24 protein-coding genes are annotated in these 22320 nt (G+C 56.3%); 10 read left to right on the top strand and 14 right to left on the bottom strand.

Annotated elements, in window-relative coordinates:
- Positions 1-25 precede the first annotated feature (25 nt).
- The 6 genes from LKO31_RS03480 to LKO31_RS03455 are packed head-to-tail and all read right to left on the bottom strand — an operon-like array spanning position 26 to position 4181.
- The gene (locus LKO31_RS03480) at positions 26-655 is read right to left on the bottom strand and encodes a MarC family protein (RefSeq protein WP_227688683.1); all 630 of its coding nucleotides are present in this window, start codon (positions 653-655) and stop codon (positions 26-28) included.
- Positions 652-1356 carry a hypothetical protein gene (locus tag LKO31_RS03475; RefSeq protein WP_227688682.1) on the bottom strand — a complete coding sequence of 235 codons (705 nt, stop codon included), beginning with the start codon at positions 1354-1356 and terminating at the stop codon, positions 652-654. The genes LKO31_RS03480 and LKO31_RS03475 overlap by 4 nt, the downstream gene beginning before the upstream one ends.
- The gene (folD, locus tag LKO31_RS03470) at positions 1356-2261 is read right to left on the bottom strand and encodes a bifunctional methylenetetrahydrofolate dehydrogenase/methenyltetrahydrofolate cyclohydrolase FolD (RefSeq protein WP_227688681.1); all 906 of its coding nucleotides are present in this window, start codon (positions 2259-2261) and stop codon (positions 1356-1358) included. The genes LKO31_RS03475 and folD overlap by 1 nt, the downstream gene beginning before the upstream one ends.
- Entirely contained in the window at positions 2261-2560 is a 300-nt protein-coding gene (locus LKO31_RS03465) for a YggT family protein (RefSeq protein ID WP_407699250.1), read from the bottom strand. Before LKO31_RS03465 ends, folD begins: the two co-directional genes overlap by 1 nt.
- 44 nt (positions 2561-2604) lie before the next feature.
- Positions 2605-3513, bottom strand: coding sequence for an acetylglutamate kinase (gene argB / locus LKO31_RS03460; protein ID WP_227688679.1), 909 nt, complete (start codon positions 3511-3513; stop codon positions 2605-2607).
- On the bottom strand, positions 3510-4181 hold the full coding sequence (locus tag LKO31_RS03455; protein WP_227688678.1) for a queuosine precursor transporter: 672 nt from the start codon (positions 4179-4181) through the stop codon (positions 3510-3512). The genes argB and LKO31_RS03455 overlap by 4 nt, the downstream gene beginning before the upstream one ends.
- A gap of 260 nt (positions 4182-4441) precedes the next feature.
- Here LKO31_RS03455 and LKO31_RS03450 point away from each other — a divergent pair, with 260 nt between their 5' ends.
- Positions 4442-5683 (top strand): NupC/NupG family nucleoside CNT transporter, encoded by a 1242-nt coding sequence (locus tag LKO31_RS03450; RefSeq protein ID WP_227688677.1) that lies wholly within the window; start codon positions 4442-4444, stop codon positions 5681-5683.
- Between the two features lie 67 nt (positions 5684-5750).
- On the opposite strand, the gene LKO31_RS03445 is transcribed toward LKO31_RS03450, so the two are convergent.
- From LKO31_RS03445 to gluQRS, 5 genes are all read right to left on the bottom strand, one after another.
- Positions 5751-6263 carry a hypothetical protein gene (locus tag LKO31_RS03445; protein WP_227688676.1) on the bottom strand — a complete coding sequence of 171 codons (513 nt, stop codon included), beginning with the start codon at positions 6261-6263 and terminating at the stop codon, positions 5751-5753.
- 124 nt (positions 6264-6387) lie between these two features.
- Positions 6388-7254: a 3-hydroxyacyl-CoA dehydrogenase NAD-binding domain-containing protein gene (locus LKO31_RS03440; protein WP_227688675.1), complete on the bottom strand. Its 867-nt coding sequence runs from the start codon at positions 7252-7254 to the stop codon at positions 6388-6390.
- 100 nt (positions 7255-7354) lie between these two features.
- Positions 7355-7936, bottom strand: a complete 582-nt coding sequence (locus LKO31_RS03435) for a cob(I)yrinic acid a,c-diamide adenosyltransferase (RefSeq protein WP_227688674.1) — start codon at positions 7934-7936, stop codon at positions 7355-7357.
- A gap of 159 nt (positions 7937-8095) precedes the next feature.
- A complete protein-coding gene (locus LKO31_RS03430; protein ID WP_227688673.1) occupies positions 8096-8320 on the bottom strand; it encodes an HIG1 domain-containing protein in 225 nt (74 codons plus the stop codon).
- Positions 8321-8329: 9 nt separating this feature from the next.
- The gene (gluQRS, locus tag LKO31_RS03425; protein WP_227689559.1) at positions 8330-9214 is read right to left on the bottom strand and encodes a tRNA glutamyl-Q(34) synthetase GluQRS; all 885 of its coding nucleotides are present in this window, start codon (positions 9212-9214) and stop codon (positions 8330-8332) included.
- A 188-nt stretch (positions 9215-9402) separates the two neighbouring features.
- Between gluQRS and LKO31_RS03420 the strand changes: the two genes are divergently transcribed.
- Positions 9403-9969: an HNH endonuclease gene (locus LKO31_RS03420; protein ID WP_227688672.1), complete on the top strand. Its 567-nt coding sequence runs from the start codon at positions 9403-9405 to the stop codon at positions 9967-9969.
- A gap of 152 nt (positions 9970-10121) precedes the next feature.
- On the opposite strand, the gene LKO31_RS03415 is transcribed toward LKO31_RS03420, so the two are convergent.
- From LKO31_RS03415 to LKO31_RS03405, 3 genes are all read right to left on the bottom strand, one after another.
- Positions 10122-10925: an SDR family oxidoreductase gene (locus LKO31_RS03415; RefSeq protein ID WP_227688671.1), complete on the bottom strand. Its 804-nt coding sequence runs from the start codon at positions 10923-10925 to the stop codon at positions 10122-10124.
- Positions 10926-10936: 11 nt separating this feature from the next.
- Positions 10937-12055, bottom strand: coding sequence for an acyl-CoA dehydrogenase family protein (locus LKO31_RS03410; protein ID WP_227688670.1), 1119 nt, complete (start codon positions 12053-12055; stop codon positions 10937-10939).
- A gap of 66 nt (positions 12056-12121) precedes the next feature.
- Positions 12122-13303 carry an acyl-CoA dehydrogenase family protein gene (locus LKO31_RS03405; RefSeq protein WP_227689558.1) on the bottom strand — a complete coding sequence of 394 codons (1182 nt, stop codon included), beginning with the start codon at positions 13301-13303 and terminating at the stop codon, positions 12122-12124.
- A 183-nt stretch (positions 13304-13486) separates the two neighbouring features.
- Here LKO31_RS03405 and LKO31_RS03400 point away from each other — a divergent pair, with 183 nt between their 5' ends.
- From LKO31_RS03400 to LKO31_RS03365, 8 genes are all read left to right on the top strand, one after another.
- Complete coding sequence (locus tag LKO31_RS03400) at positions 13487-14353, top strand: SDR family NAD(P)-dependent oxidoreductase (protein ID WP_227688669.1); 867 nt, start codon at positions 13487-13489, stop codon at positions 14351-14353.
- Positions 14350-15792 carry an MFS transporter gene (locus LKO31_RS03395; RefSeq protein WP_227688668.1) on the top strand — a complete coding sequence of 481 codons (1443 nt, stop codon included), beginning with the start codon at positions 14350-14352 and terminating at the stop codon, positions 15790-15792. The genes LKO31_RS03400 and LKO31_RS03395 overlap by 4 nt, the downstream gene beginning before the upstream one ends.
- A 117-nt stretch (positions 15793-15909) precedes the next feature.
- Positions 15910-17202 carry an acyl-CoA dehydrogenase family protein gene (locus LKO31_RS03390; protein WP_227688667.1) on the top strand — a complete coding sequence of 431 codons (1293 nt, stop codon included), beginning with the start codon at positions 15910-15912 and terminating at the stop codon, positions 17200-17202.
- A 144-nt stretch (positions 17203-17346) separates the two neighbouring features.
- Positions 17347-18438, top strand: a complete 1092-nt coding sequence (locus LKO31_RS03385) for a Zn-dependent alcohol dehydrogenase (RefSeq protein WP_227688666.1) — start codon at positions 17347-17349, stop codon at positions 18436-18438.
- On the top strand, positions 18435-19508 hold the full coding sequence (locus LKO31_RS03380; RefSeq protein WP_227688665.1) for a phosphotransferase family protein: 1074 nt from the start codon (positions 18435-18437) through the stop codon (positions 19506-19508). The genes LKO31_RS03385 and LKO31_RS03380 overlap by 4 nt, the downstream gene beginning before the upstream one ends.
- The gene (locus LKO31_RS03375) at positions 19505-20281 is read left to right on the top strand and encodes an SDR family NAD(P)-dependent oxidoreductase (RefSeq protein WP_227688664.1); all 777 of its coding nucleotides are present in this window, start codon (positions 19505-19507) and stop codon (positions 20279-20281) included. Before LKO31_RS03380 ends, LKO31_RS03375 begins: the two co-directional genes overlap by 4 nt.
- Positions 20281-21084 (top strand): SDR family NAD(P)-dependent oxidoreductase, encoded by an 804-nt coding sequence (locus LKO31_RS03370; protein ID WP_227688663.1) that lies wholly within the window; start codon positions 20281-20283, stop codon positions 21082-21084. Before LKO31_RS03375 ends, LKO31_RS03370 begins: the two co-directional genes overlap by 1 nt.
- Positions 21085-21114: 30 nt before the next feature.
- Entirely contained in the window at positions 21115-22317 is a 1203-nt protein-coding gene (locus LKO31_RS03365; RefSeq protein WP_227688662.1) for a serine hydrolase domain-containing protein, read from the top strand.
- Positions 22318-22320: the final 3 nt, after the last annotated feature.

Raw genomic sequence — 22320 nt, 5'->3', positions numbered from 1 at the left:
CGTAATTTCTGCCAAACATGGTCCATCACCCCATGACAGGGAAGCTGGCTTTCAACCCATCAATCACAAATTGCGCCGCCAGCGCGGCCAGCAAAACGCCCAACAAACGCGTGATAATCGCCTCACCCTTGTGACCGATCAACCGCATAATCGGTCCGGCTGCCAGCAATGCGCCCAGCGTCAACAGCAACACCAATAGCAAAGCACCAAAGATCACCAAGGCGCGGTCCATGCCATTATTCTGGGAAACCAACAGCATGACTGACGCAATCGACCCTGGCCCCGCCAGCATCGGCATCGCCATGGGAAAGACGGACACATCGTCCACCTCTTCCGCTTCCAATATTTTCTCGGCCCGCTGTTCGCGACGTTCAGTGCGCTTTTCGAACACCATGTCGATCGCGATGATGAACAGCATGATACCGCCCGCAATCCGGAAACTGTCCAGATCAATGTGCAAGAAGCTGAGCAATGCTTCGCCAAACATGGCAAAGAAAACCAGAATCGCACCCGCGATCAAAATCGCGCGATAGGCCATGGATCGGCGCTGGTCTGTGCTGGCCTGCGATGTCAGGCTGGCATAAATGGGCGCGCAACCGGGCGGGTCGATGACCACAAATAAGGTCACAAAAGCCGAAATAAACAGATCAATCATTGCTGCACCAATTCTGCCGTCGGCCCAAATACGGTCGCCATCACTTTTCCATTCCACAAGGCGACACGCAGGTCATATCGGCCATCCGCCATACTGTGCGTTGACCAGGACAAACTGCCATCCGCCGACCAATTTTCTGTGGACGCCCCTTGCTCCTGTGGGACTTTGGCCGCTTTGGGTTGGCAAACAGCCTGCTGCGTGCGGACCATAGCCACATCGTCGCCGTCATCGCCGCCATCCCCCGCATTTGGGGTTGGCGAAGACGCTGCCGCACTGCGCTGGTGCAAGCGCCATTTCAACCGCCCCTTCTCGTCCCGCGTCCATAGCGACAGATAGGAACCAGACGCATCCCCGCTTATCCAGCGTCCCTGCGTCACCGCCATATTGCCATCACAGCTGACGACCACCGCGTGCGGCGACAGGCGAAAGCTTGGCTGCCCGCCCTTGCTCCAGTCACGCGCCATCAAGGGGGCCTCGCGGCTATCCGCAGGCATGATTTGCGCCTGTGCCTCGCCATATTCGCGCACGGCTGCGGCCACGCCTTTGTCCTGCGCCATGCGGCCAAAGCCGATATCCGCCGCGATAAAGGCGCTGGGATTTGGTGCCAAGGGCCGATGCCGCCGATCCTGCCCATGCAGCGGTGCCGCGCCACCAATCAGGGCCGGCACCAACAACCATGTGCAGAAACGAAGCTTGTGCATCAAAACCCCTTTGGTCCGACCAACCCCGCGCGGCGATAGGCCGCGACCAATGTATTGCGCAGCAAACAAGCGATGGTCATCGGACCCACGCCGCCTGGCACAGGCGTCACCGCCCCCGCCACTTCGGCGACACCGATATAATCCACGTCCCCAACCAAACGCCCTTTGGACTCGCCATCCCGTGGGGCCAGTCGGTTGATGCCAACGTCAATCACCACCGCGCCCGGCTTGATCCATTCCTTCTTGACCATTTCGGCGCGGCCAACGGCGGCCACCACAATATCGGCGGCACGCACTTTTTCGGGCAAATCGCGCGTGCGGCTGTGCGCCATGGTCACGGTGCAGTTTGCCCCCAGCAACAATTGTCCCATCGGCTTGCCCACCAAGATCGAACGGCCAACCACAATCGCTTCTTTACCGGACAAATCGCCGAGTTGGTCTTGCAACAACAACAAGCAGCCATAAGGCGTGCAAGGCACCAACCCGTCCAGCCCCAAGGCCAAACGCCCCGCGCTGACCGGCGTCAAACCGTCCACATCCTTGTCAGGATTAATCGTCGACACGGCGGCTTGTTCATCCAAATGCGCGGGCAGCGGCAATTGCAGCAAAATGCCGTCCACAGTGTCATCCGCATTTAACCGTTCCAACAACTGTTCGACATCGGCCTGCGCCGCATCGGCCGGCAAGCGATATTCGAAACTTGCCATGCCCGCAGCGACCGTGGCCTTGCCCTTGGACCCCACATAGACCGCGCTGGCTGGGTCATCCCCCACCAAAACAACCGCCAATCCAGGTGCGCGGCCCACCGCAGACTGAAACGCAGGAACAGCCTCGGCAATGCGGGCGCGAAGCCCAGCAGCAAAGGCTTTTCCATCGATCACGGCGGCATTTTGTGGGGTGGTCATTACGCAAGTCCGTTAGAGTAAGCAAAGCGGGCCAAATATGACAATATCGGGCCTTGAATGATGATGATCAGAATCAACACCAGCATTGGCGTCAAATCCAACCCGCCGAAATCCGGCATAAAGCGACGGAACGGACGATAAAGCGGCTCGGTGATGCGGTCCAGCACCGTCCAGATTTGCGAAACAATTTCGCTGTGCGTGTTGATGACGTTAAACGCGAACAACCACGACATAATCGCCTGTGCGACGATGAACCACCAAAGGACCGTCAACAATATGTCGACGATCTGGATGAGCATAAGAAGCAAAACCTATCTCCGTACAACCGAGAGTGGAGCTTATCTTAGCGGTGAATCAGCGTTCCTGCACCCCGTGCTGTGAAAATTTCCAACAGCATCGCATGGGGAATGCGGCCATCCAAAATCACCGCCGCTTCGACACCGTTGTTAACGGCATCGATACAAGTATCCACCTTGGGAATCATACCGCCTGTAATCGTTTCGTCCGCCTTCAGCGCAGCGATCAAATTCTGGTCCAAATCCGTCAGCAAATTGCGGTCTTTGTCCAAAACTCCGGCTACATCGGTCAGCAAAAAGAAACGCTTCGCGCCCAACGCGCCAGCAATCGCGCCCGCCATTGTGTCGGCATTGATATTATAAGTCGCCCCATCCACGCCCAAGGCGACGGGCGCCACGATGGGGATGAAATTATTGCTGGCCAGATTGCGCAAAATCGTCGCATCCACCGACACTGGTTCGCCAACAAAGCCCAAATCGACATGACGTTCGATGCCGCTATTGGGGTCTGCTTCGGTCCGCTGAACCTTTTGGGCGGTGACCAAATTGGCGTCCTTGCCCGAAATACCCACCGCGCGGCCACCAAGACCGGAAATCCAACTGACGATTTCCTTGTTAATTTTGCCTGCCAAGACCATTTCCGCAATCTCGGCGGTGGCGGCATCGGTGACGCGCAAGCCGCCCACAAAGGTCGACTCAATCCCCAATTGCTTCAACATGCGGCCAATTTGCGGGCCGCCGCCATGCACGACCACCGGATTGATGCCGACAGCCTTCAGCAACACCACATCTTCGGCGAAATCACGCTGTGCTTCGGGGTCACCCATCGCGTGACCACCATATTTGATCACAAAGGTTTCACCTGCATAGCGCTGCAAATAAGGCAAGGCCTCTACCAATGTTTCCGCTTTCGCGAGGAGATCAGCCATTTTCGACGGGTCCTGTGTCTGGTTCATGCGACCTTCTTTGTATCAAGATGACGGCCAAGCGCGACAAAGCCAGTAATGACAAATGGAATTACCACAATAGATAACAGAATTTTTGCAATCATTTGGCCGCCCATCAACCCGCCAATGGGGAAGACGCCGTAAAAAGCAACGGTCACGAACAAAATTGTATCGACAATCTGGCTCAGCGCGCTGGCAATCGCGCCGCCAACTGCCAACCCCACGGCACCAGCGCCCTTAATCGCGCGCAATTTGCTGAAAATCGTCACGTTCAAAAATTGCGACGTCCCATAAGCAATAATGCCAGCGGCCATCAACCGGGGACTTTGCCCCAGCACCATTTCAAACGCCGCCAACCGCTCAGGGTCCATTTTTGATGCGGCGGGCAGCGCCAACACCAACGATGTAAAGGCAATGGACATCACCAGCGGGACAAAGCCCCACAACACCAACTTATTGGCCGTGCTTTGTCCATGAATTTCGGCAACCGCACTCGACAATGTCACCAAAATCAGAAACGAGAAGATCCCAGCTTCCACCGCCAGCGACCCACCCAAGGCCACTTGTTTGTTGCCCAGCACCCCAGCCAGCACGACCATCCCACCATAGATGATCGAAAACATGAATAGCGAGGGGGTCAGCGTGCGCGGCAGCGCCGTCGAAACATTGTCAGTCATCGAAGCCCGATAGTCCCTTTTATGCTGTGTGAAAAGACGGGTGCAGAATGTGCATGTCAATTTGCATGGGGCGGGGTCGTGGCCACAATATTTTCAAAGGACAGCAGGGACCGTCGATTTCGCGTGATTGAAATAAAAGAACTCGCTATAGAAAATTGTTTTTCATTTGCTTTCAGCATCCATTTCATCGCCTTTTCCTTGCCAACCACGCTTGTCTGGTTAGAGAGACGCGATTCACATTCGCGGGGAAGCCCATACCCATGGAACGCCTTATAGGCTTGCTTGGCATCGTCACATTGCTGGCTATTGCCCTATTATTTTCTTCAAATCGTCGCTGGATCCGTCTGCGCATTGTTGTCCCTGCCTTTTTGATGCAGGCTGGCTTTGCGTTGCTGGTGGTGGGAACGCCATGGGGCCGCGCCTTGATTCAAGGCATGTCCAACGGCGTGTCCAACCTGCTAGGCTATGCGAAGGCGGGGACGGACTTTATTTTTGGGCCGCTGGCTGGTCCAGAAATGGGCGGGAACAGCTTCGCTATCGCCGCCCTGCCCGTCATCATCTTCTTTGCTTCGCTTATTTCCGTGCTCTATTATTTGGGCGTGATGCAATTCATCATCAAATGGGTTGGCGGCGCAATTCAGAAATTGACCGGCATCACCAAGGTAGAAAGCCTCGGCGCCGCTGCCAATATCTTTGTTGGGCAAAGCGAATCACCGCTGGTTGTTCGCCCCTATTTGGCCAGCCTAACGCCGCCACAGCTATTCACCCTTATGACGGTCGGCATGGCCGGTGTTGCGGGCACGATTTTGGGTGCTTATGCCAGCATGATTGGCGCGCAATTGCTGCCCTATCTGCTCGCTGCTAGCTTTATGTCGGCTCCTGGCGGCATTTTAATGGCCAAAATCATGATGCCAGACGACCCCAAGGATTTGGGCGCGGAACCGATCATCATGCCAGACGCCACCCATGACGAAGAAAAGCCCGCCAATATCATTATGGCCGCTGCTCAAGGGGCGCAAACGGGCGTCAAATTGGCCGTCGCGGTTGGCGCGATGGTGCTAGCTTTTGTTGCCTTGGTGGCTTTGGCCAATGGCTTGCTGGCTGGTGCAGGCAGCATGATTGGGTTCAACGATCTCAGCTTCCAATCGATCATTGGGTCGATTTTTGCCCCGATCATGTGGCTGATGGGCGTGCCATGGGCAGAAAGCGGCGCAGTCGGCGGCCTTTTCGGCACCAAGGTGGTGCTGAACGAATTTGTCGCCTTTATTGATTTGGGCAAGATTCAGGGCGATTTATCCGCCTCATCCATTGCGATCGCAACTTTTGCCCTGTGCGGCTTTGCGAATTTCTCGTCGATCGCCATCCAAATGGCGGTGACGGGCAGCCTTGCGCCCAATCAGCGCCCGATCATTGCGAAACTGGGCCTGAAAGCCTTGCTAGCTGGCAGCCTGTCCAACCTCATGTCGGCGGCCTTGGCGGGCTTGATGCTGGGTTTGGTCTGAACCGCATCATATCACAAATTCTGTCTTGCGGCCCCCTTATGGGGCCGCAGATACGTCCAAGTGCCAATCAGGGCCGCGCTGGCGCTTTACAGCCGCGCTCCAAACCAACGCCTTTCAGAAAACCACGCCGCACTGTTCCAGCATAGACCGCTTCGGCATAGCGTCGTCGTTCCGCATTTGCGCCCGTCACTTCGCCAATCAAGCTACGAAATGGAATAATCGAGCCGGCAAAGCTACTGGCAACGCGCCCGACGGTCGCCCCACGCTTTTGATCCCGTGTTTTCTCTATGCGCTCATGCACATCTGGCCCCAAGACGGCGTTTAGTTCCTCCACCTCTTGGATGATATTCGCACAGCGTGTCATGCCATCCATAGAATATGGGTCGTCTTGAATCGCCAATAATTTTTCGGGTACTTCGCGTCCGTCAAATGGCTCGGTAACTTTGTTCACGCTATTCTCAACAGTGGAGTTTTCCGGTGAGCCCGACTGAGCGGACGCGGTTCCAACCCCACAAACCATGGCGGCGGCCAAGGACCATATTTTGATATTGGGCATGATGCGTTCCTTTGCCTTGTGCATTTGCTCGCTCTTGTCTCGCGCCCCCAGTTCCCGCCCGATACCCGCAACATAGAAACAGGCCGCCCCCTTTTGCAAGAGCGCGGCCCGTTCAACCCATTCACGATCACCCTGTCGGGTGAATTTTTTACCGTGTCGGAACCGGTGTTTCGCCCGTCCAATCATAAAAGCCACGGCCCGCTTTCTTGCCGACCCAGCCCGCCTCGACATATTTGACCAGCAATGGTGCCGGACGGAACTTGGGATCACCCGTGCCACTTTGCAGGACGCGCAAAATTTCCAAGCAAGTATCCAGACCAATAAAGTCCGCCAAGGTCAGAGGGCCCATCGGGTGGTTCAGACCCAAACGCGCGCCTGTATCAATATCCGCGACATTCGCCACACCTTCACCCAGCGCAAAAATCGCTTCGTTAATCAGCGGCATCAGCACACGATTAACGATGAATCCCGGCGCATCATTGGCGTGAACAATTTCCTTGCCCAATCCGCGCCCATAAGCCTCAACCTTCGCCAATGTGTCATCGCTGGTCGCCAAGCCGCGAATCAATTCAATCAATCCCATGACAGGCACGGGGTTAAAGAAATGCACGCCAATGAAGCGGGCGGGGTCATGCGATGCTTGCGCCAAGCGCGTGATCGGAATCGAACTGGTGTTGGTCGCCAAAATGGCCGTATCCGACAAATGCGGCGCAAGGCTGGCAAAAATCGCGCGCTTAATTTCTTCGCGCTCCGTAGCCGCTTCAATGACCAAATCTGCGGGAGCAAATTCGCTGTGATCAGCCACCGGTTGAATGCGCCCCAACAATGCATCAGCATCGGCCTGCGTCATTTTTTCTTTGCTAACCAACCGCGCCAACGCTTTTGCGATGCCCGCTTTGCCCGCTTCGGCACGGGCCTGATCAACATCGCCCAGCAACACATCATGTCCAGCCGCTGCTGAAACCTGTGCAATGCCTGCGCCCATTTGGCCGGCCCCAATGACACCTACGATCATATGCTTCCTTTCAATCTTTACCACAGCAGGCCGCAAGCAGATGTGCCGAATAATGATATCCCATCATCGGCCTATCTATCTGACCTTCAATATCATTCCATCAGCGCGTTGCGCCCGGTTTCCACAAAATGTCGCTCAATCCGCCGCCATTTAAATGGCGCGTCATCACAAATAGATGGTCGGATAAGCGGTTAATATAAGACAAGGCTATGGGGTTCAGCGTCCGATCCGTTCCAGCTGCCACGGCTGCCCGTTCCGCACGGCGCGAAATAGCGCGGGCCAAATGCAAATGGGCGGCCGCTGGCGTGCCACCCGGCAAAATAAAGCTGTTGAGCGGCTGCAGGTCGGCATTCATGGCGTCAATTTCTTGTTCCAACCGCTCCACCTGCGACGCGGTGACGCGCAGCGCCATCGGCTGGGGTTCAAACCCATGCTCCGCATCTGGGGGCGTCGCCAAATCGGCCCCCAAGTCGAATAATTCATTTTGAATGCGGGCCAGCATCTGCGCTGCGTCACTGCCCGCGTCCAGCGCCAACAAGGCCATGCCAATCGCGCTATTGGTTTCATCCACATCACCAATTGCCGCCATCAGGGCGTCACTTTTGGAAATACGGCTACCATCCACCAATCCAGTGGTCCCCTTGTCGCCGGTGCGGGTATAAATTTTATTCAACTTGACCATCGCCGGCCCCTATTTCCCTATCATTCGCTATAGTGGCGCGGTGACACCAGCCATATTGCGCCGCAATCCACGGTCATCGCCATCCAACCGCACAGCAGCGAGTAGCATAGCTGGTCGCTATGCCGTTATCACATGCCGTGAAATCCCATCAAAATCAGCTTAATTTCCTGCCGCCAACAAACCAATCACGACCAACAGCATGATGGTGATGGCCTGCCATTTAATGCGCGCGAACATCATCTGATTTTGCATTTTCAGATTGTCGCTTGCCGTTCCATTTTCCGCCGCTTGGTGCCCACGCGAAAAATAATATAGGCCGCGTCCCAGACTGAACAGCACCAGTCCGGCCGCCGCAACCACCAACAGAATGAGCAAAATTTCCATAACCCCTCCTTACGCCTTCTGAAATGAATATCCAGTAGGCAGCTTATGTTGACGCAATTGATCAGCCAAGCGGCGGCCATCATGCCCTGCTTGCCGCCATGTTTCCAGCGCCGCTGCCTGATTTCGCTTTGCCAAGCGCCGTCCATCTGGACCACAAATCAACAAATGATGATGATAGATGGGCGTCGGCCAACCCAGCAGCGCCTGCAACAAGCGGTGAACATCCGTCGATTGGCGCAAATCCGCCCCGCGTATCACATGGGTCACGCCCATCACGGCGTCATCCACGCTGCTCGCCAGATGATAGCTAGCGGGCGCATCTTTGCGGGCCAGCACAATGTCACCATGGGTCTGCGGCTCTGCGCGCTGCGGCCCTTTCCCAGCCATATTCCCGTCCCCCGCTTCTTCCCATATCAGGCCTTGGGAGAAATGGGCTGCCACCCATAACATGGCTTTGGCCATGTCCAAACGCCAGCAATGGGCTTCGGATGCACAGCGGCGCTGCTGCTCGGAACGGCTCAGGTCGCGGCATGTACCGGGATAGATTATGCCGGATGGCCCATGCGGCGCCGACAAGCTGGCTGTAATATCCGCCCGTGTACAAAAACAAGGATAGAGCAAATCTTTGGCGCGTAATTCGTCCAAAGCCGCTTGATAATGCGCAAGATGGGCCGACTGAAAAATGGGAGCATCATCCCAATCCAACCCCATCCAACGCAAAACATCCAGCGCAGCGTCAACATATTGCGGACGTGACCGGCTGCCATCAATATCATCAATGCGGATCAAAAATCGCCCGCTTGCACCGCGCGCAGCTTCATGCCCCTCCACCGCGCAATAGGCATGGCCCAGATGCAAAGGTCCGGTCGGGCTAGGGGCAAAGCGTGTGACCATCAATGCCATAAAAAATAATTCATCCGCAATTTTCCCCTATCCCTTTGATCGGGAATTCAATAGCATATCAAAACTTGACGTGCTTTTGCATTTTATCATGTAATAATCATGTCATGCGGGGATGGCAGTGACACGCAATCCCAAGCGACAAAGGGCCCGAACACAAAAGGGGGCTGCGTAACGAAGCCATGTACCATCCTGATCTTGCTCGCCATCCGGACAATTGTCCGGCATTAGTGTTAAATGCGGACTATACGCCGCTCAGCTACTACCCACTCAGCCTATGGCCTTGGCAAACGGCCATAAAAGCGGTGTTTCTGGACCGTGTCACCATTGTCGAAAATTACGAACGGGAAATCCACTCCCCCACCCGTTCCATGGCCTTACCCAGTGTCATCGCGCTACGACAATATGTAAAACCATCCCAATATCCCGCTTTCACGCGGTTCAACCTGTTCCTGCGCGACAAATTCAGTTGCCAATATTGCGGGTCAGGGCACGAGCTCACCTTTGACCATGTCACCCCGCGCCGCTTGGGCGGTGTCACCAGTTGGGAAAATGTATCCACGGCTTGTTCGCCCTGCAATTTGAAAAAGGGTGGCCGCACGCCCGAACAGGCGCATATGCCACTCTATCAAAAACCATGGCGCCCTACCAACTGGCAATTGCAAGACAATGGCCGCGCTTTCCCACCGAACTATCTGCACGAAAGCTGGATTGACTGGCTCTATTGGGACGTCGAGCTGGAGGGTTGAACCGAAGCATCGCCCCGCACCCTGCTTGGGTGGCAAAGCAAAACAGGCGGAAAAAAACCGCCTGCTCGTTTTTCGCCTATATGTTTTGACCCCATTTTTGACGATAGGATCGACCGGAAATTCCGGTGCAACGTCAATGTCAGGCCCTGATGTCAGGCGTCGATGCTGCTTTTCAAATCTCCATGCACCAAACCGCCGTCCACCGCGATGGTTTCACCAACGACATAATTGCCCGCGTTGGACGCCAGATAAATGGCCGCGCCGGCCATATCTTCGGGCGTACCAATACGGCGGGTCGGTATGCCCTTGGCAACCGCGTCGCCATGGTCTCGCGCCGCTTTGTTCATGTCCGATTGGAATGCCCCCGGTGCAATGGCGGTGACAATGATATTGTCGCTCACCAACCGTGCTGCCAACCGCTTAGTCAGATATAAGATTCCCGCCTTGGATGCGTGATAGCTATAGGTTTCCCACGGGTTCAGACGCATACCGTCAATCGAACCAATGTTGATGACCTTGGCGGGCTGATCTGCACTGCCACCCGCTTTCAGCAAACCATGCAACGCCTGAGTCAGGAAAAATGGCCCCTTCACATTGACGTCCATCACCTTGTCCCATCCCGATTCCGGAAATGTTTCAAATGGCTCGCCCCACGCCGCACCGGCATTATTGACCAAAATATCCAACCGTTCTTCGCGCTCCGCCAGATCGGCGGCCAAGGAACGGCATTCCTCGACGCTGGACACATCCGCTGGAATGCCAATCACTTTTCCCGGATAACGCCGGTCGAAATCCGCCACCGCTTCGGCAATTTGTTCGACTTTGCGCGCCGAAATATAAACCCGCGCACATCCGGCCGCCAAATATCCTTCAACGATCATCTTACCGATGCCGCGAGAACCGCCTGTGACCAACGCAATGCGTCCATCAAGACCAAAAAGTTTCTGCAAGTCCATGTTCATATCCCTCAATAGCCGTTCAGACGGGCCACGCGGTCGGTGTGATAATGTATATCACCCATATATTCAGACAAGGCGCGGTCGCGCTTCATAAACAGACCGATATCAAATTCATCGGTCATGCCGATACCACCATGCATTTGCACGCCTTCGCGCACCGCCAAATTGGCTGCTCGTCCGGCCTTGGCCTTGGCGACCGAGACATAGAGCGTAGCATCCTCGCTGCCCTCGTCCAGCAATTGTTGGGCCTTCATGACCGTGGCCCGCGCCACTTCCAATTCACCATATAAATGCGCAGCACGGTGTTGCAGGGCCTGAAACTCGCCAATCAAGCGGCCAAATTGCTTGCGTTCTTTCAGATAACCGATGGTCATATCCATCGCACCTTGGCCAACACCCAGCAATTCCGCCGATGCCCCTGTGCGCGTTGCGGCCAACATGGCATCCAGCACGGCCTGCCCACCGCCTACATCGCCAACCACCGCATCGGCGTTCAATTCCACGCCGTCAAAGCGCATATGGCTGGCCAGGCTGCTGTCCACCAACAATCGTGGATCGCTGCTCACGCCCTTCGCTTCGCGCGGAACCGCAAATAGGGTCAATCCATCAGCGCTGTTCGCCGACACCAGCAATATATCGGCCACATGACCATGGACGACAAAGCTTTTCTGTCCATCCAAGCGAAAGCCATTACCGCTGCGCACGGCGGTTGTGGCCACACGATCTGGCCGGTGACGCGCTTGTTCATCAATGGCCAGCGCCGCAATGGCTTGCCCCGCCGCGATCGCTGGCAACCAGCGCGCAGCCTGAACCCCGCCGCCCTTTGTGAGCGCTGTTACGCCGCCGACGCTGGTGGTTAAGAATGGCGATGGCGTCAGGTTGCGGCCAATTTCTTCCAGCACAATGCCAGCTTCCATATGGCCCATGCCCAAACCACCCTGATCCTCGGGCACCAACATGCCGGGCAGGCCCATATCGACAAATTCCGCCCATAGTTCGCGCGAGAAACCGGTTTCATCCCGCCGATCCCGCAATTGCCGCAAATGCGCGACAGGGGCTTTTTCGGCTACAAATGGGCTGATGCTGTCCTTTAACATCGCCTGATCTTCATTGTGATAGAGAGGCATATCTTGACCCTTCTCTGGTCCCTGACCTATTATCTTTGATGAATATTTCGCGGAAGTCGCAGGGCGTTACGCCCCGGGCAAATCCAATATGCGTTTGGCAATGACGTTCAACATCACCTCGCTGGTGCCGCCTTCGATGCTGTTCGCCTTGGTGCGCAGCCAAGCCCGCGGACGCGCGCCTTCGCGGCTTTCATCGCTTTCCCATTCCAAGGCTGCGCTACCACCAGCGGACATCAACAGCTCGTACCGCCGCTTGTTCAGTTCTGTGCCGACATATTTCATCATATTGGAACTGGCAGGATGGGCGCGGCCCGTTTTCCACATATCCATAAAGCGTTCACCCATCGCCCGATAGGCAAAGACATCGACGTCAAAGGCCGCGATTTCGGCGCGCAAAACGGGGTCATCCAACTCGCCCGCATCATTGGCGCCGACACTTTTCAGCATCGCCGCACCCAAGCTGCGCATATCGCCGCCAGCTCCGCCGCCCGAGATCATCTCGCGCTCATGGCCCAGCAAATATTTGGCAACGTCCCAGCCCCTGTTCACTTCACCAATAAATTGGGTCTTGGGAACTACGACATCATCAAAGAAGGTTTCACAAAATGGGCTGTTGCCGCTGATCAACAAGATCGGCTTGGTCGTGACGCCAGCGCTTTCCATATCAAAGAGCATGAAAGTAATGCCCTGATATTTATTGCTCTTGTCGGTGCGCACCAGACAGAAAATCCAGTCGGCTTGGTCGGCATAGCTGGTCCAGATTTTGCTGCCATTAACGACCCAATGGTCGCCCTTGTCTTCGCCAAAGGTTTGCAAGCTGACCAAATCGCTGCCCGCGCCCGGCTCGCTATAACCTTGGCACCAGCGGATTTCGCCGCGCGCAATTTGCGTCAGATAATGTTTCTTTTGGTCCTCGGTGCCAAATTGCAACAGCGCCGGACCCAGCATCCATATACCAAAGCTTTGCAGCGGCGGCCGCGCCGAAATGCGCGCCATTTCCTGCTTGAAAATCTTGGTCTGTTCGGGCGTTAACCCTGCTCCGCCATAAGCGACGGGCCAATCAGGAACCGTATAGCCTTTGGCCACACAGCGATCGAGCCACATTTTTTGGGCGTCATTCTTAAAAACAAATTTGCGGCCACCCCAACACACATCGTCATCGCCCGTGACCGGTTGGCGCATCTCGGCTGGACAATTTTCGTCCAGCCATTGCCGCACTTCGGCGCGAAAAGCGTCCAATTGGCTCATCATCCTTGCTCCCTTATCTCTGTCGCCAAGCTAGAGCGCGAAGCAGAGTTTACGCAAGCGTCAACTTCACTCATTTCGGGCATTTTCACATTCCGTTACGGCAACGTAACGTCAAATTTGTCGGCGTTGACGCCCCCTCTTTGTGCCGTAAACTCCTGCCAAAATAAGAAATGGGAGAGCGATATGCGATTCGCTGATCGGGTGGCGGTTGTAACAGGCGCAGCATCAGGCATTGGCCGTGCGTCAGCCTTAAAATTGGCGGCCGAAGGGGCGCATGTCTTTGCTAGCGACATTGATGAAGAAGGCGGTCAGGCCCTTGCCGCCAGCAGCAATGGCAAGATCGACTTCATCCGATGCGATGTCACCAACAGCGCGGATATCGAAGCATTAATGAATGCGGTGGCCCAGCAAGCGGGCGGTATCGACATTTTGTTTAACAATGCCGCAGCAGGCGGCGACCGTGCACCCATCGACGAAATCAGCCCCGAGGGATGGGACCAAAGCATGTCTTTGATCCTGAAATCCGTCGCCATGGGTATCCGCTATGGTGCACCCCATATGAAAAATCGCCCAACCACCAAAAATGGCGGCGCAGCGATCATCAACACCGCCAGCGTGGCCGCGCTGGGTGCGGGATATTCGCCCACCGCTTATGCCGTGGCCAAGGCAGGCGTCCTACACCTCACCAAAGTCGCGGCGACCGATCTTGCGCGATATGGCATCCGCGTGAACGCCATTTGCCCCGGTTTTATCAACACCAATATTTTCACATCATCCTTGGAACTGCCCAACGAAATGCGCGAACAGGCGAATGCCATGATCGCCAGCGCCAGCGCACAGGCCCAACCTGTGGCGCGCGGCGGTGCGCCCGAGGATATCGCCAATGCTGTCGCCTATTTGGCCAGCGAAGAATCCAGCTTTATGACGGGCACGCACATGCTGGTGGATGGCGGCCTCACCATCGGTCAACGCCATGCATGGGACCCCAATAGCCCAGGCATGTTTGATGCCCTAGCAACGATGGAAGCGCCTGCCGGCGGCGCATTATGACCGCGGCGACAGAGCGGCTGCCGCTCAGCTTAAAATCGGCCCACGGCCTTGGCGCCGTGGCCATGGGGGTGAAGGAAACAGGTCTTACCACCTTCTTCATGCTCTATTATAATCAAGTCTTGGGATATGATCCGCGCGTCATATCCCTTGTCTTGATCATAGCAATGTTCGCCGATGCCGTGGCCGACCCCATGATTGGCCGATTGTCGGATGCCACAAAAAGCCGTTGGGGACGCCGCCTCCCATGGCTTTATGCCGCCGCTTTACCCATGGCGATCAGTTGGACATTCCTATGGCTGGATCGCGGGGCACAATCGCAATCCGTTTTCTGGTTGGCGATCAACGTCATTGCGGTCCGCCTGTTCGTCAGCGCCTGTGAAATCCCGTCCGTTTCGCTGGTCGCAGAGCTGACGCAGGATTATGATGAACGCACGGCTTTGACACGCTTTCGCTTTCTCTATGGCTGGACGGCTGGCCTGATCACCACCACATTGGCCTATGGCTATTTTCTGTCATCCGACGTGCCCGGTGAAAATGGCCTGTTAAACGCCGCTGGCTATGAAAGCTTTGGCTGGTTTGGCGCGGGTGTTATCCTCATTTCAACCATCGTATCAGCATGGGGACAGCATAAACGCGTCGTGGCCTTGCCTGCCCGTCCCATGCCGCGCGAACAACATAGTGTTCTGACCGATTTGCGCCGTGCCTTTCGCAATCCATCCTTTCGCGCCTTGGCGATTGGCGCGCTATTTGTGGTCGCGGCCTATGCCACATCCATTGCGGCGATCAATTATATGATGCTCTATGTCTGGCAATTGACCGACCAACAAATGACCTTTTATCCCTTGGGATTAGGGGTCGCGGTGCTGGCGGCTTTTTTGCTGGTCCAACCCATGCATCATCGCTTCGGGAAACGGGACACAGCCATTGTGGCCGCCCTTTTTTCGGCAGGGCTAAACTTTCTAACCTATGCGGCCCGCAATTTTGGCTTTTGGCCGGAATTGGGCAGCAATATATCGGCTATATTGCTGCTCGCCTGTGTCACCGTCGCCTTATTTGGTCAGGTTCTCACCACCGTTTCCTCATCATCCATGATCGCCGAGGTCGTGGAAGACCATGAAGCCACCCACGATGAACGGCGCGAAGGGCTGTTTTATTCCAGCTATTTTATGATTCAAAAATTTGGCTCCGCGCTGGGTATTTTTCTGGTCGGCCAGCTGATCGTCTTTGCCGGATTGGACGGGCAAATTACCCCGGAAAACCTGCCAAACGGCGTCGCCTTAAGCATGAGCTGGGCCTATGTGGTCACCATCTCCTCGCTCACCGTCGCTATGGCCTTGGCGCTGCGCCATTACAGCATTGATCGCGCCAGTCATGAAGCCCGTTTGGCCTTGCTGGCCACACGCCGTGCTTCCGAAACCGTGCCCAATATCACGGATTGATCACACACAGCCCTGCTTCCTTTTTGCACCCCATGATATTTATCCATCATGGGGGCTTGGCAAGCAGGGTCACATTGGTTCAAAGTTTACGCAAACGTAAAGGGAAAGGAAAAGCAGATGGATTTTGATCTGACCGAACGGCAGAGTTACTGGCGGGACCGCGTGCGGAATTTTATCGACCAAAAAATCCGTCCTAATATTTCCACCTATATTGAACAAGATGCGGCCGGTGAGCGCTGGAAAGTCATCCCGATCATCGAGGAATTAAAGGCCGAAGCCAAAGCGGCAGGCATTTGGAACCTCTTCATGCCGCCGCGCAGCAATGCCCATCATCATGTCGAAGACAGCTTTGAATTCGAAGGCCCTGGCCTGACCAATTTGGAATATGCCTTGTGCGCCGAAGAAATGGGCCGCGTGGGCATCAGCAGCGAAATCTTCAACTGCTCCGCCCCCGACACCGGAAATATGGAAGTGTTCCACCGCTACGGCACCTTGGAACAAAAGGAAAAATGGCTGCGCCCGATCATGAACGGGGAAATTCGCTCGGCCTTTCTGATGACGGAACCACAGGTCGCATCGTCGGACGCCACCAACATCGAAACCCGCATTGAACGCGATGGTGACGATTATGTCATCAATGGCCGCAAATGGTGGTCGTCGGGCTTGGGCGATCCGCGCTGCAAAGTGGCCATCGTCATGGGCAAAACCGATTTCGAGGCCAATCGCCACCAACAACAATCGATGGTCTTGGTTCCGATGGACGCCCCCGGCATCACCGTCATCCGCCATTTGCCGGTCTTTGGCTATGACGACGCCCCCCACGGCCATATGGAAGTGGAATTGAAGGACGTTCGCGTCAGCGCCAAGGACGCGATGCTGCTGGGTGAAGGTCGTGGATTTGAGATCGCCCAAGGGCGCCTCGGCCCAGGCCGTATCCACCACTGCATGCGCACTATTGGCGTGGCCGAAGAAGCCTTGGAAAAAATGTGCCGCCGCCTGCAATCCCGCGTCGCCTTTGGCAAGCCCATCGCGCGCCACAGCGTGTGGGAAGAACGCATCGCCCGCGCCCGTATCGACATTGATATGACGCGCCTGCTGTGCCTCAAGGCCGCCGACATGATGGACAAGGTCGGCAATAAATCAGCAGCGGCGGAAATTGCGATGATCAAGGTTCAGGCCCCCAATATGGCGCTGAAAATCATTGATGACGCCATTCAAGCCCATGGCGGCGGCGGCGTGTCGGATGACTATGGTCTGGCCAGCGCCTACGCCCATCAGCGAACATTACGCTTGGCCGATGGTCCGGACGAAGTGCACGCCCGCTCAATCGCCCGTATCGAACTCGCCAAACATTCGGACAATGCCCGCGAAGCAGGTTTTTCGTCTGGTGACATTGGTGTGTCACGCTAAGGAATTGGGGGGGCATATCATGATGCTCCCCCAATATCGTCGAAATCATCATAAAAATGTCCCGCATGGAACGACGATTTTTTTTAGCGCCAGACCAACCGATCAACATGCCTGTCATGACACCCCCAAGGAGAGGATCACCCCATGACCAAAGCAGCCATCTTATTTGAAGCCGGTAAACCGCTGCAAATCGAAGACATCATCGTCGACAATCCTGGGCCGCATGAAGTGCGCATTCGCACGGCGGCCTGCGGCCTGTGCCACAGCGATCTGCATTTCATCGAAGGCACATACCCCCACGCGCTGCCCGCCATTCCGGGCCACGAAGCGGCCGGCATAGTCGAAGCGGTGGGCAGCGAAGTCACCACCGTCAAGGTCGGCGACGCAGTTGTCACCTGCCTCAGTGCTTTTTGTGGGCATTGCGAATTTTGCGTGTCTGGGCGCATGTCCTTGTGCCTTGGCGGCGACACCCGCCGCCCCGCCGGTGCCAAGCCCCGCATCACCCTGACCGACGGCACCCCCGTCAACCAGATGCTAAACCTCAGCGCCTTTTCCGAAGTGCTGCTGGTCCATGAACATGCCTGCGTCGCCATCGACCCCGAAATGCCGCTGGACCGTGCCGCCATCATCGGCTGCGCCGTCACCACGGGGGCAGGCACTATCTTTAACGCTTGCAAAGTCACCCCTGGCGAAACCGTCGCGGTGGTCGGATGCGGCGGGGTGGGGCTTGCCACCATTAACGCCGCAAAAATTGCGGGCGCAGGCCGCATTATCGCCGCCGACCCCATGCCCGAAAAACGCGAACTCGCGATGAAATTGGGGGCCACCGATGTGGTGGATGCCTTTGCCGACGACGCCGCAAAACAAATTGTCGAACTCAGCAAGGGCGGCGTCGATCACGCCATCGAAGCCGTAGGGCGTCCTGCCTCGGCCAAATTGGCGGTGCAATCGCTGCGGCGCGGGGGAACCGCGACCATATTGGGCATGATGCCATTGAACGAACAAGTCGGACTCGGCGCCATGGACCTATTGTCGGGCAAGAAATTGCAAGGCGCGATCATGGGCGGCAACCGCTTCCCCGTAGATATTCCCCGTCTGGTCGATTTTTATCTTCGCGGTTTGCTGGATCTCGACACCATCGTCGCGGAAACAATCCGCTTGGACCAAGTGAATGAAGGCTATGAATCCATGAAGAAAGGCGATGCTGCACGTTCTGTCATCGTATTTAATCCATGAGCGCGGTATCCAATGCGCAGGATGTTTTTTCCGGCACCATCGCCCCAACGGGCAGCGATGTGTTGGATGAAACCAAGCTGACAGCGTGGATGGAAGAACATGTCGAGGGGTTCCAAGGCCCCTTAACCCAAAGCAAATTTGCGGGGGGGCAATCCAACCCCACCTATAAAATCAGCGCGCCATCGGGCAATTATGTGCTGCGCCGCAAACCCTTTGGTCCCCTACTGCCATCGGCCCACGCCGTGGACCGCGAATATAAAGTCCAAGCTGGGCTATATCGGGCAGGATTTCCCATCGCGCGCCAATTCGGCCTGTGCACCGACAATGACGTGCTAGGCAGTTGGTTTTATGTTATGCAAATGGTCGATGGTCACACCATTTGGGACGGTGCGATGCCGGGTGCCACGCCCGACCATCGCCGCGCCACCTATAACGCGATGATCGACACTTTGGCCGCGCTGCATAATGTCGATGTCGATGCAGCAGGCCTGTCGGATTATGGCAAACCCGGCAATTATTTTGGCCGTCAGGTGGAACGTTGGACCAAGCAATATCGCCTGTCCGAAACCGAAGTGATGCCGGAAATGGAGCAGCTCCTCACATGGTTGCCCGCCACCTTGCCTACGCAAGATCGCACCAGCATTGTGCATGGCGATTACCGAATCGACAATATGATCTGGTCCCATGATCGTCCCGAAATATTGGCCGTTTTGGACTGGGAACTCAGCACATTGGGTGATCCATTGGCCGATTTTGCTTATGTTGCCATGGCATGGGTCACCGAAAATGGCGGGCGCAGCGGCGTGATGGATGTGGACCGTGCTGCGCTGGGCATTCCCGAACTGGACGAAATGGTGGCCCGCTACTGCGAAAAAACGGACCGCGACGGCCTGCCGGACCTCAACTGGTATCTGGCGTTTAACTTCTTCCGTCTCGCCGCCATCATGCAGGGTATTAAAAAGCGCGTGATTGATGGCACCGCCAATTCGGCCCACGCCCAAGATATGTCGGACAAAGTCCGCCCCCTGGCGCAGCGCGCCATGGATTTTGCCCGAAAGGCTGATGCGTGACCTTGTTCGACATGACCGGCGATGTCGCGCTGATCACCGGATCATCGCGCGGCATTGGCAAGGCCACGGCGCAGGCTATGGCCGCCCAAGGGGCCAAGGTCGTCATATCCAGCCGCAAAGCCGAGGCATGTGACGCAACTGCGGCCGAGATGAACGACCAATTTGGCGAGGGCACGGCCATTGCCGTGCCCGCCAATATTTCGTCCAAGGATGAATTGCAGGCACTGGTCGATGCCGCCCGCGCGGCCTTTGGCAAAATCACCGTGCTGGTCTGCAACGCCGCATCCAACCCTTATTATGGCCCCAATCTTGGCATTTCGGACGATCAGTTCCGCAAGATTTTAGACAATAATATCCTGTCCAACCATTGGCTGATTTCGATGGTCGCCCCAGAAATGATGGAACGCGGCAGCGGCGCGATCACCATCATATCGTCAATTGGCGGGCTGAAAGGTTCGCCCATCATCGGGGCTTATTGTGTGTCCAAGGCCGCCGATATGCAGCTTGCCCGCAATTATGCGGTGGAACTGGGCCCGCGCGGCGTGCGCGTCAATTGCATTGCGCCTGGCCTGATCGGCACCGACATGGCCCGCGCTTTGTGGGAAAACCCCGACACGCTCAAAATTTCGACGGCCAACGCCTGTTTAAAACGCATTGGGGAACCGCATGAAATTGCGGGCGCCGCGGTATTTTTGTCCAGCAAGGCTGGGGCCTTTACCACCGGCCAAACCATCGTCTGCGACGGCGGGTCCACCATATCAGGGGGTGCATAATGGGTGCATTACAAAGCAAAATCGCGATCATAACGGGGACGGGCAGCGGCATTGGCCGCGCCAGTGCTATCCGCTTTGCAGCCGAAGGCGCCCGTCTGATTTTGGGCGACAAAAGCAGCGCCGTTCATGACACCGCCGCCGCCATCCGCGATGCAGGCGGCGAGGCACAGGCTTTTGAAATGGACGCTGGCTTGGAATCCGACGTCATCGCCTTAGTCCAAGACGCGATCAGCCATTTTGGCGGGCTGGATATCGCCTTTGCCAATGCTGGCATCATTGGCGATATGGGCGGCATTTTTGACTTTGACCCCCATAAATGGGCCGAAACCCTGCGCGTCAATTTGATCGGTCCTGCCTTGATGGTCAAACATGCGGGCAAAGCCTTAGTCGATCAGGGACGCGGCGGCGCGATGTTAATGACCGCTAGCGTAGCCGGCCTCAACAGCGGGGCTGGACCTGGTGCCTATTCCGCATCCAAAGCGGGGGTCATCAATCTGGCTAAAACGGCCGCCCAGCAATTGGTGGGCAGCGGTGTTCGCGTCAATGCCATCTGCCCCGGCCTGACGGAAACCGGTATGACCAAGCCGACCTTTGATTATGCCCGCGAAAAGGGTGTGACTCAGAAATTGGGGCAATTAAATCCACTGAAACGCGCTGCCCAGCCAGACGAACTTGCCAATGTCGCCTTGTTTCTGGTCAGCGAACAGGCCAGCTATGTCAATGGTCAAGCGATTGCGGTGGACGGCGGGCTCAGCGCCTCGCACCCCGTCACGCGGCAATTGCTGGGCCAGACATCGCATTAACCCAAGCTCGCACGAAAAGGACCACCCCCGATGGCACAAGGTTTCTCCCAAACGCGACTGGACCGCATCCCCGCTTTTCTGCAAGAAAAATATTTGGACAGCGGACGCCTGCCCCATGCCGCTATCCAAGTGTCGCGGCGCGGCAAGCTGGTGCTGGACAGCCAGTTGGGCGAAGCGCGCCCCGGCACCCCCCTGCCATCCGATGCCATTTACCGCATCGCCAGCATGACCAAGCCCATCACATCGGTGGTGTTCATGATGCTGGTCGAAGAAGGCAAGGTCGCGCTGGACGACCTGCTGATCAAATTTTGCCCAGAATTTGAAAAAACGGGAGTCTTTGTGGCGGGCGGTGGAAACATGCCCTTTGTCACCCGCACCGTACAGCAACATATCCGCATGCGCGATCTGCTGACCCACCGTGCGGGCCTGTCCTATAGCTTTCAAGAACGGCATCCCGTCGACGCCGCCTATCGCAAAACGAAGATTGATGATTTCGCATCCAATCAGACAATGGACGAATTTATTGCCAATCTGGCGCAAATTCCCTTGCTGTTTAACCCCGGCGATCATTGGAATTATTCGGTGGCAACCGATGTTTTGGGCGCGGTGATCGAACGTATCGAAGCCAAGCCCTTTGCCACCGTGCTGCAAGAACGATTATTTGATCCCTTGGGCATGAAGGACACGGGCTTCCACATCGCGCCCGACCAGCAACACCGCCTGACCGACGCCTATGCCTTTCACCCGCGCGACAAAATGGTCAGCTTTGACAGCGGCGACGCCAGCCGCTGGGCCAAAAACCGCAATTTCCACAGCGGCGGCGGCGGGTTGTTGTCGACCATGGCCGATTATCATCGTTTCTGCCTGATGCTGCTGGGCGGCGGCACATGGGATGGTCAACATTATTTGGGCCGCAAAAGCTTGGAATTGATGGCGCTCAACCATTTGCCCGGTGGCGGTGATTTAACCGAGCATAGCGTGGGCGCGTTTTCCGAGGATGATAATGCCGGTATCGGCTTTGGCCTTGGCTTTGCGACCACCATCGCCCCAGCCCGCGCGGGCGTGCCATCATCGGTGGGCGATTTTTATTGGGGCGGCATGTTCAGCACAGGGTTTTTTGTCGACCCTGCCGAGGACATCGCCATGGTTTTCATGACACAGCTCATGCCGTCCAGCACCTATCCTGTGCGGCGCGAAATCAAGACAATGATTTACGCCGCACTTCACGACTAAAAT

Origin of the sequence: Sphingopyxis yananensis (assembly GCF_020687785.1) — a bacterium.
Taxonomy (GTDB): domain Bacteria; phylum Pseudomonadota; class Alphaproteobacteria; order Sphingomonadales; family Sphingomonadaceae; genus Sphingopyxis; species Sphingopyxis yananensis.
This window is presented reverse-complemented; position numbering and strand designations above follow the sequence as displayed.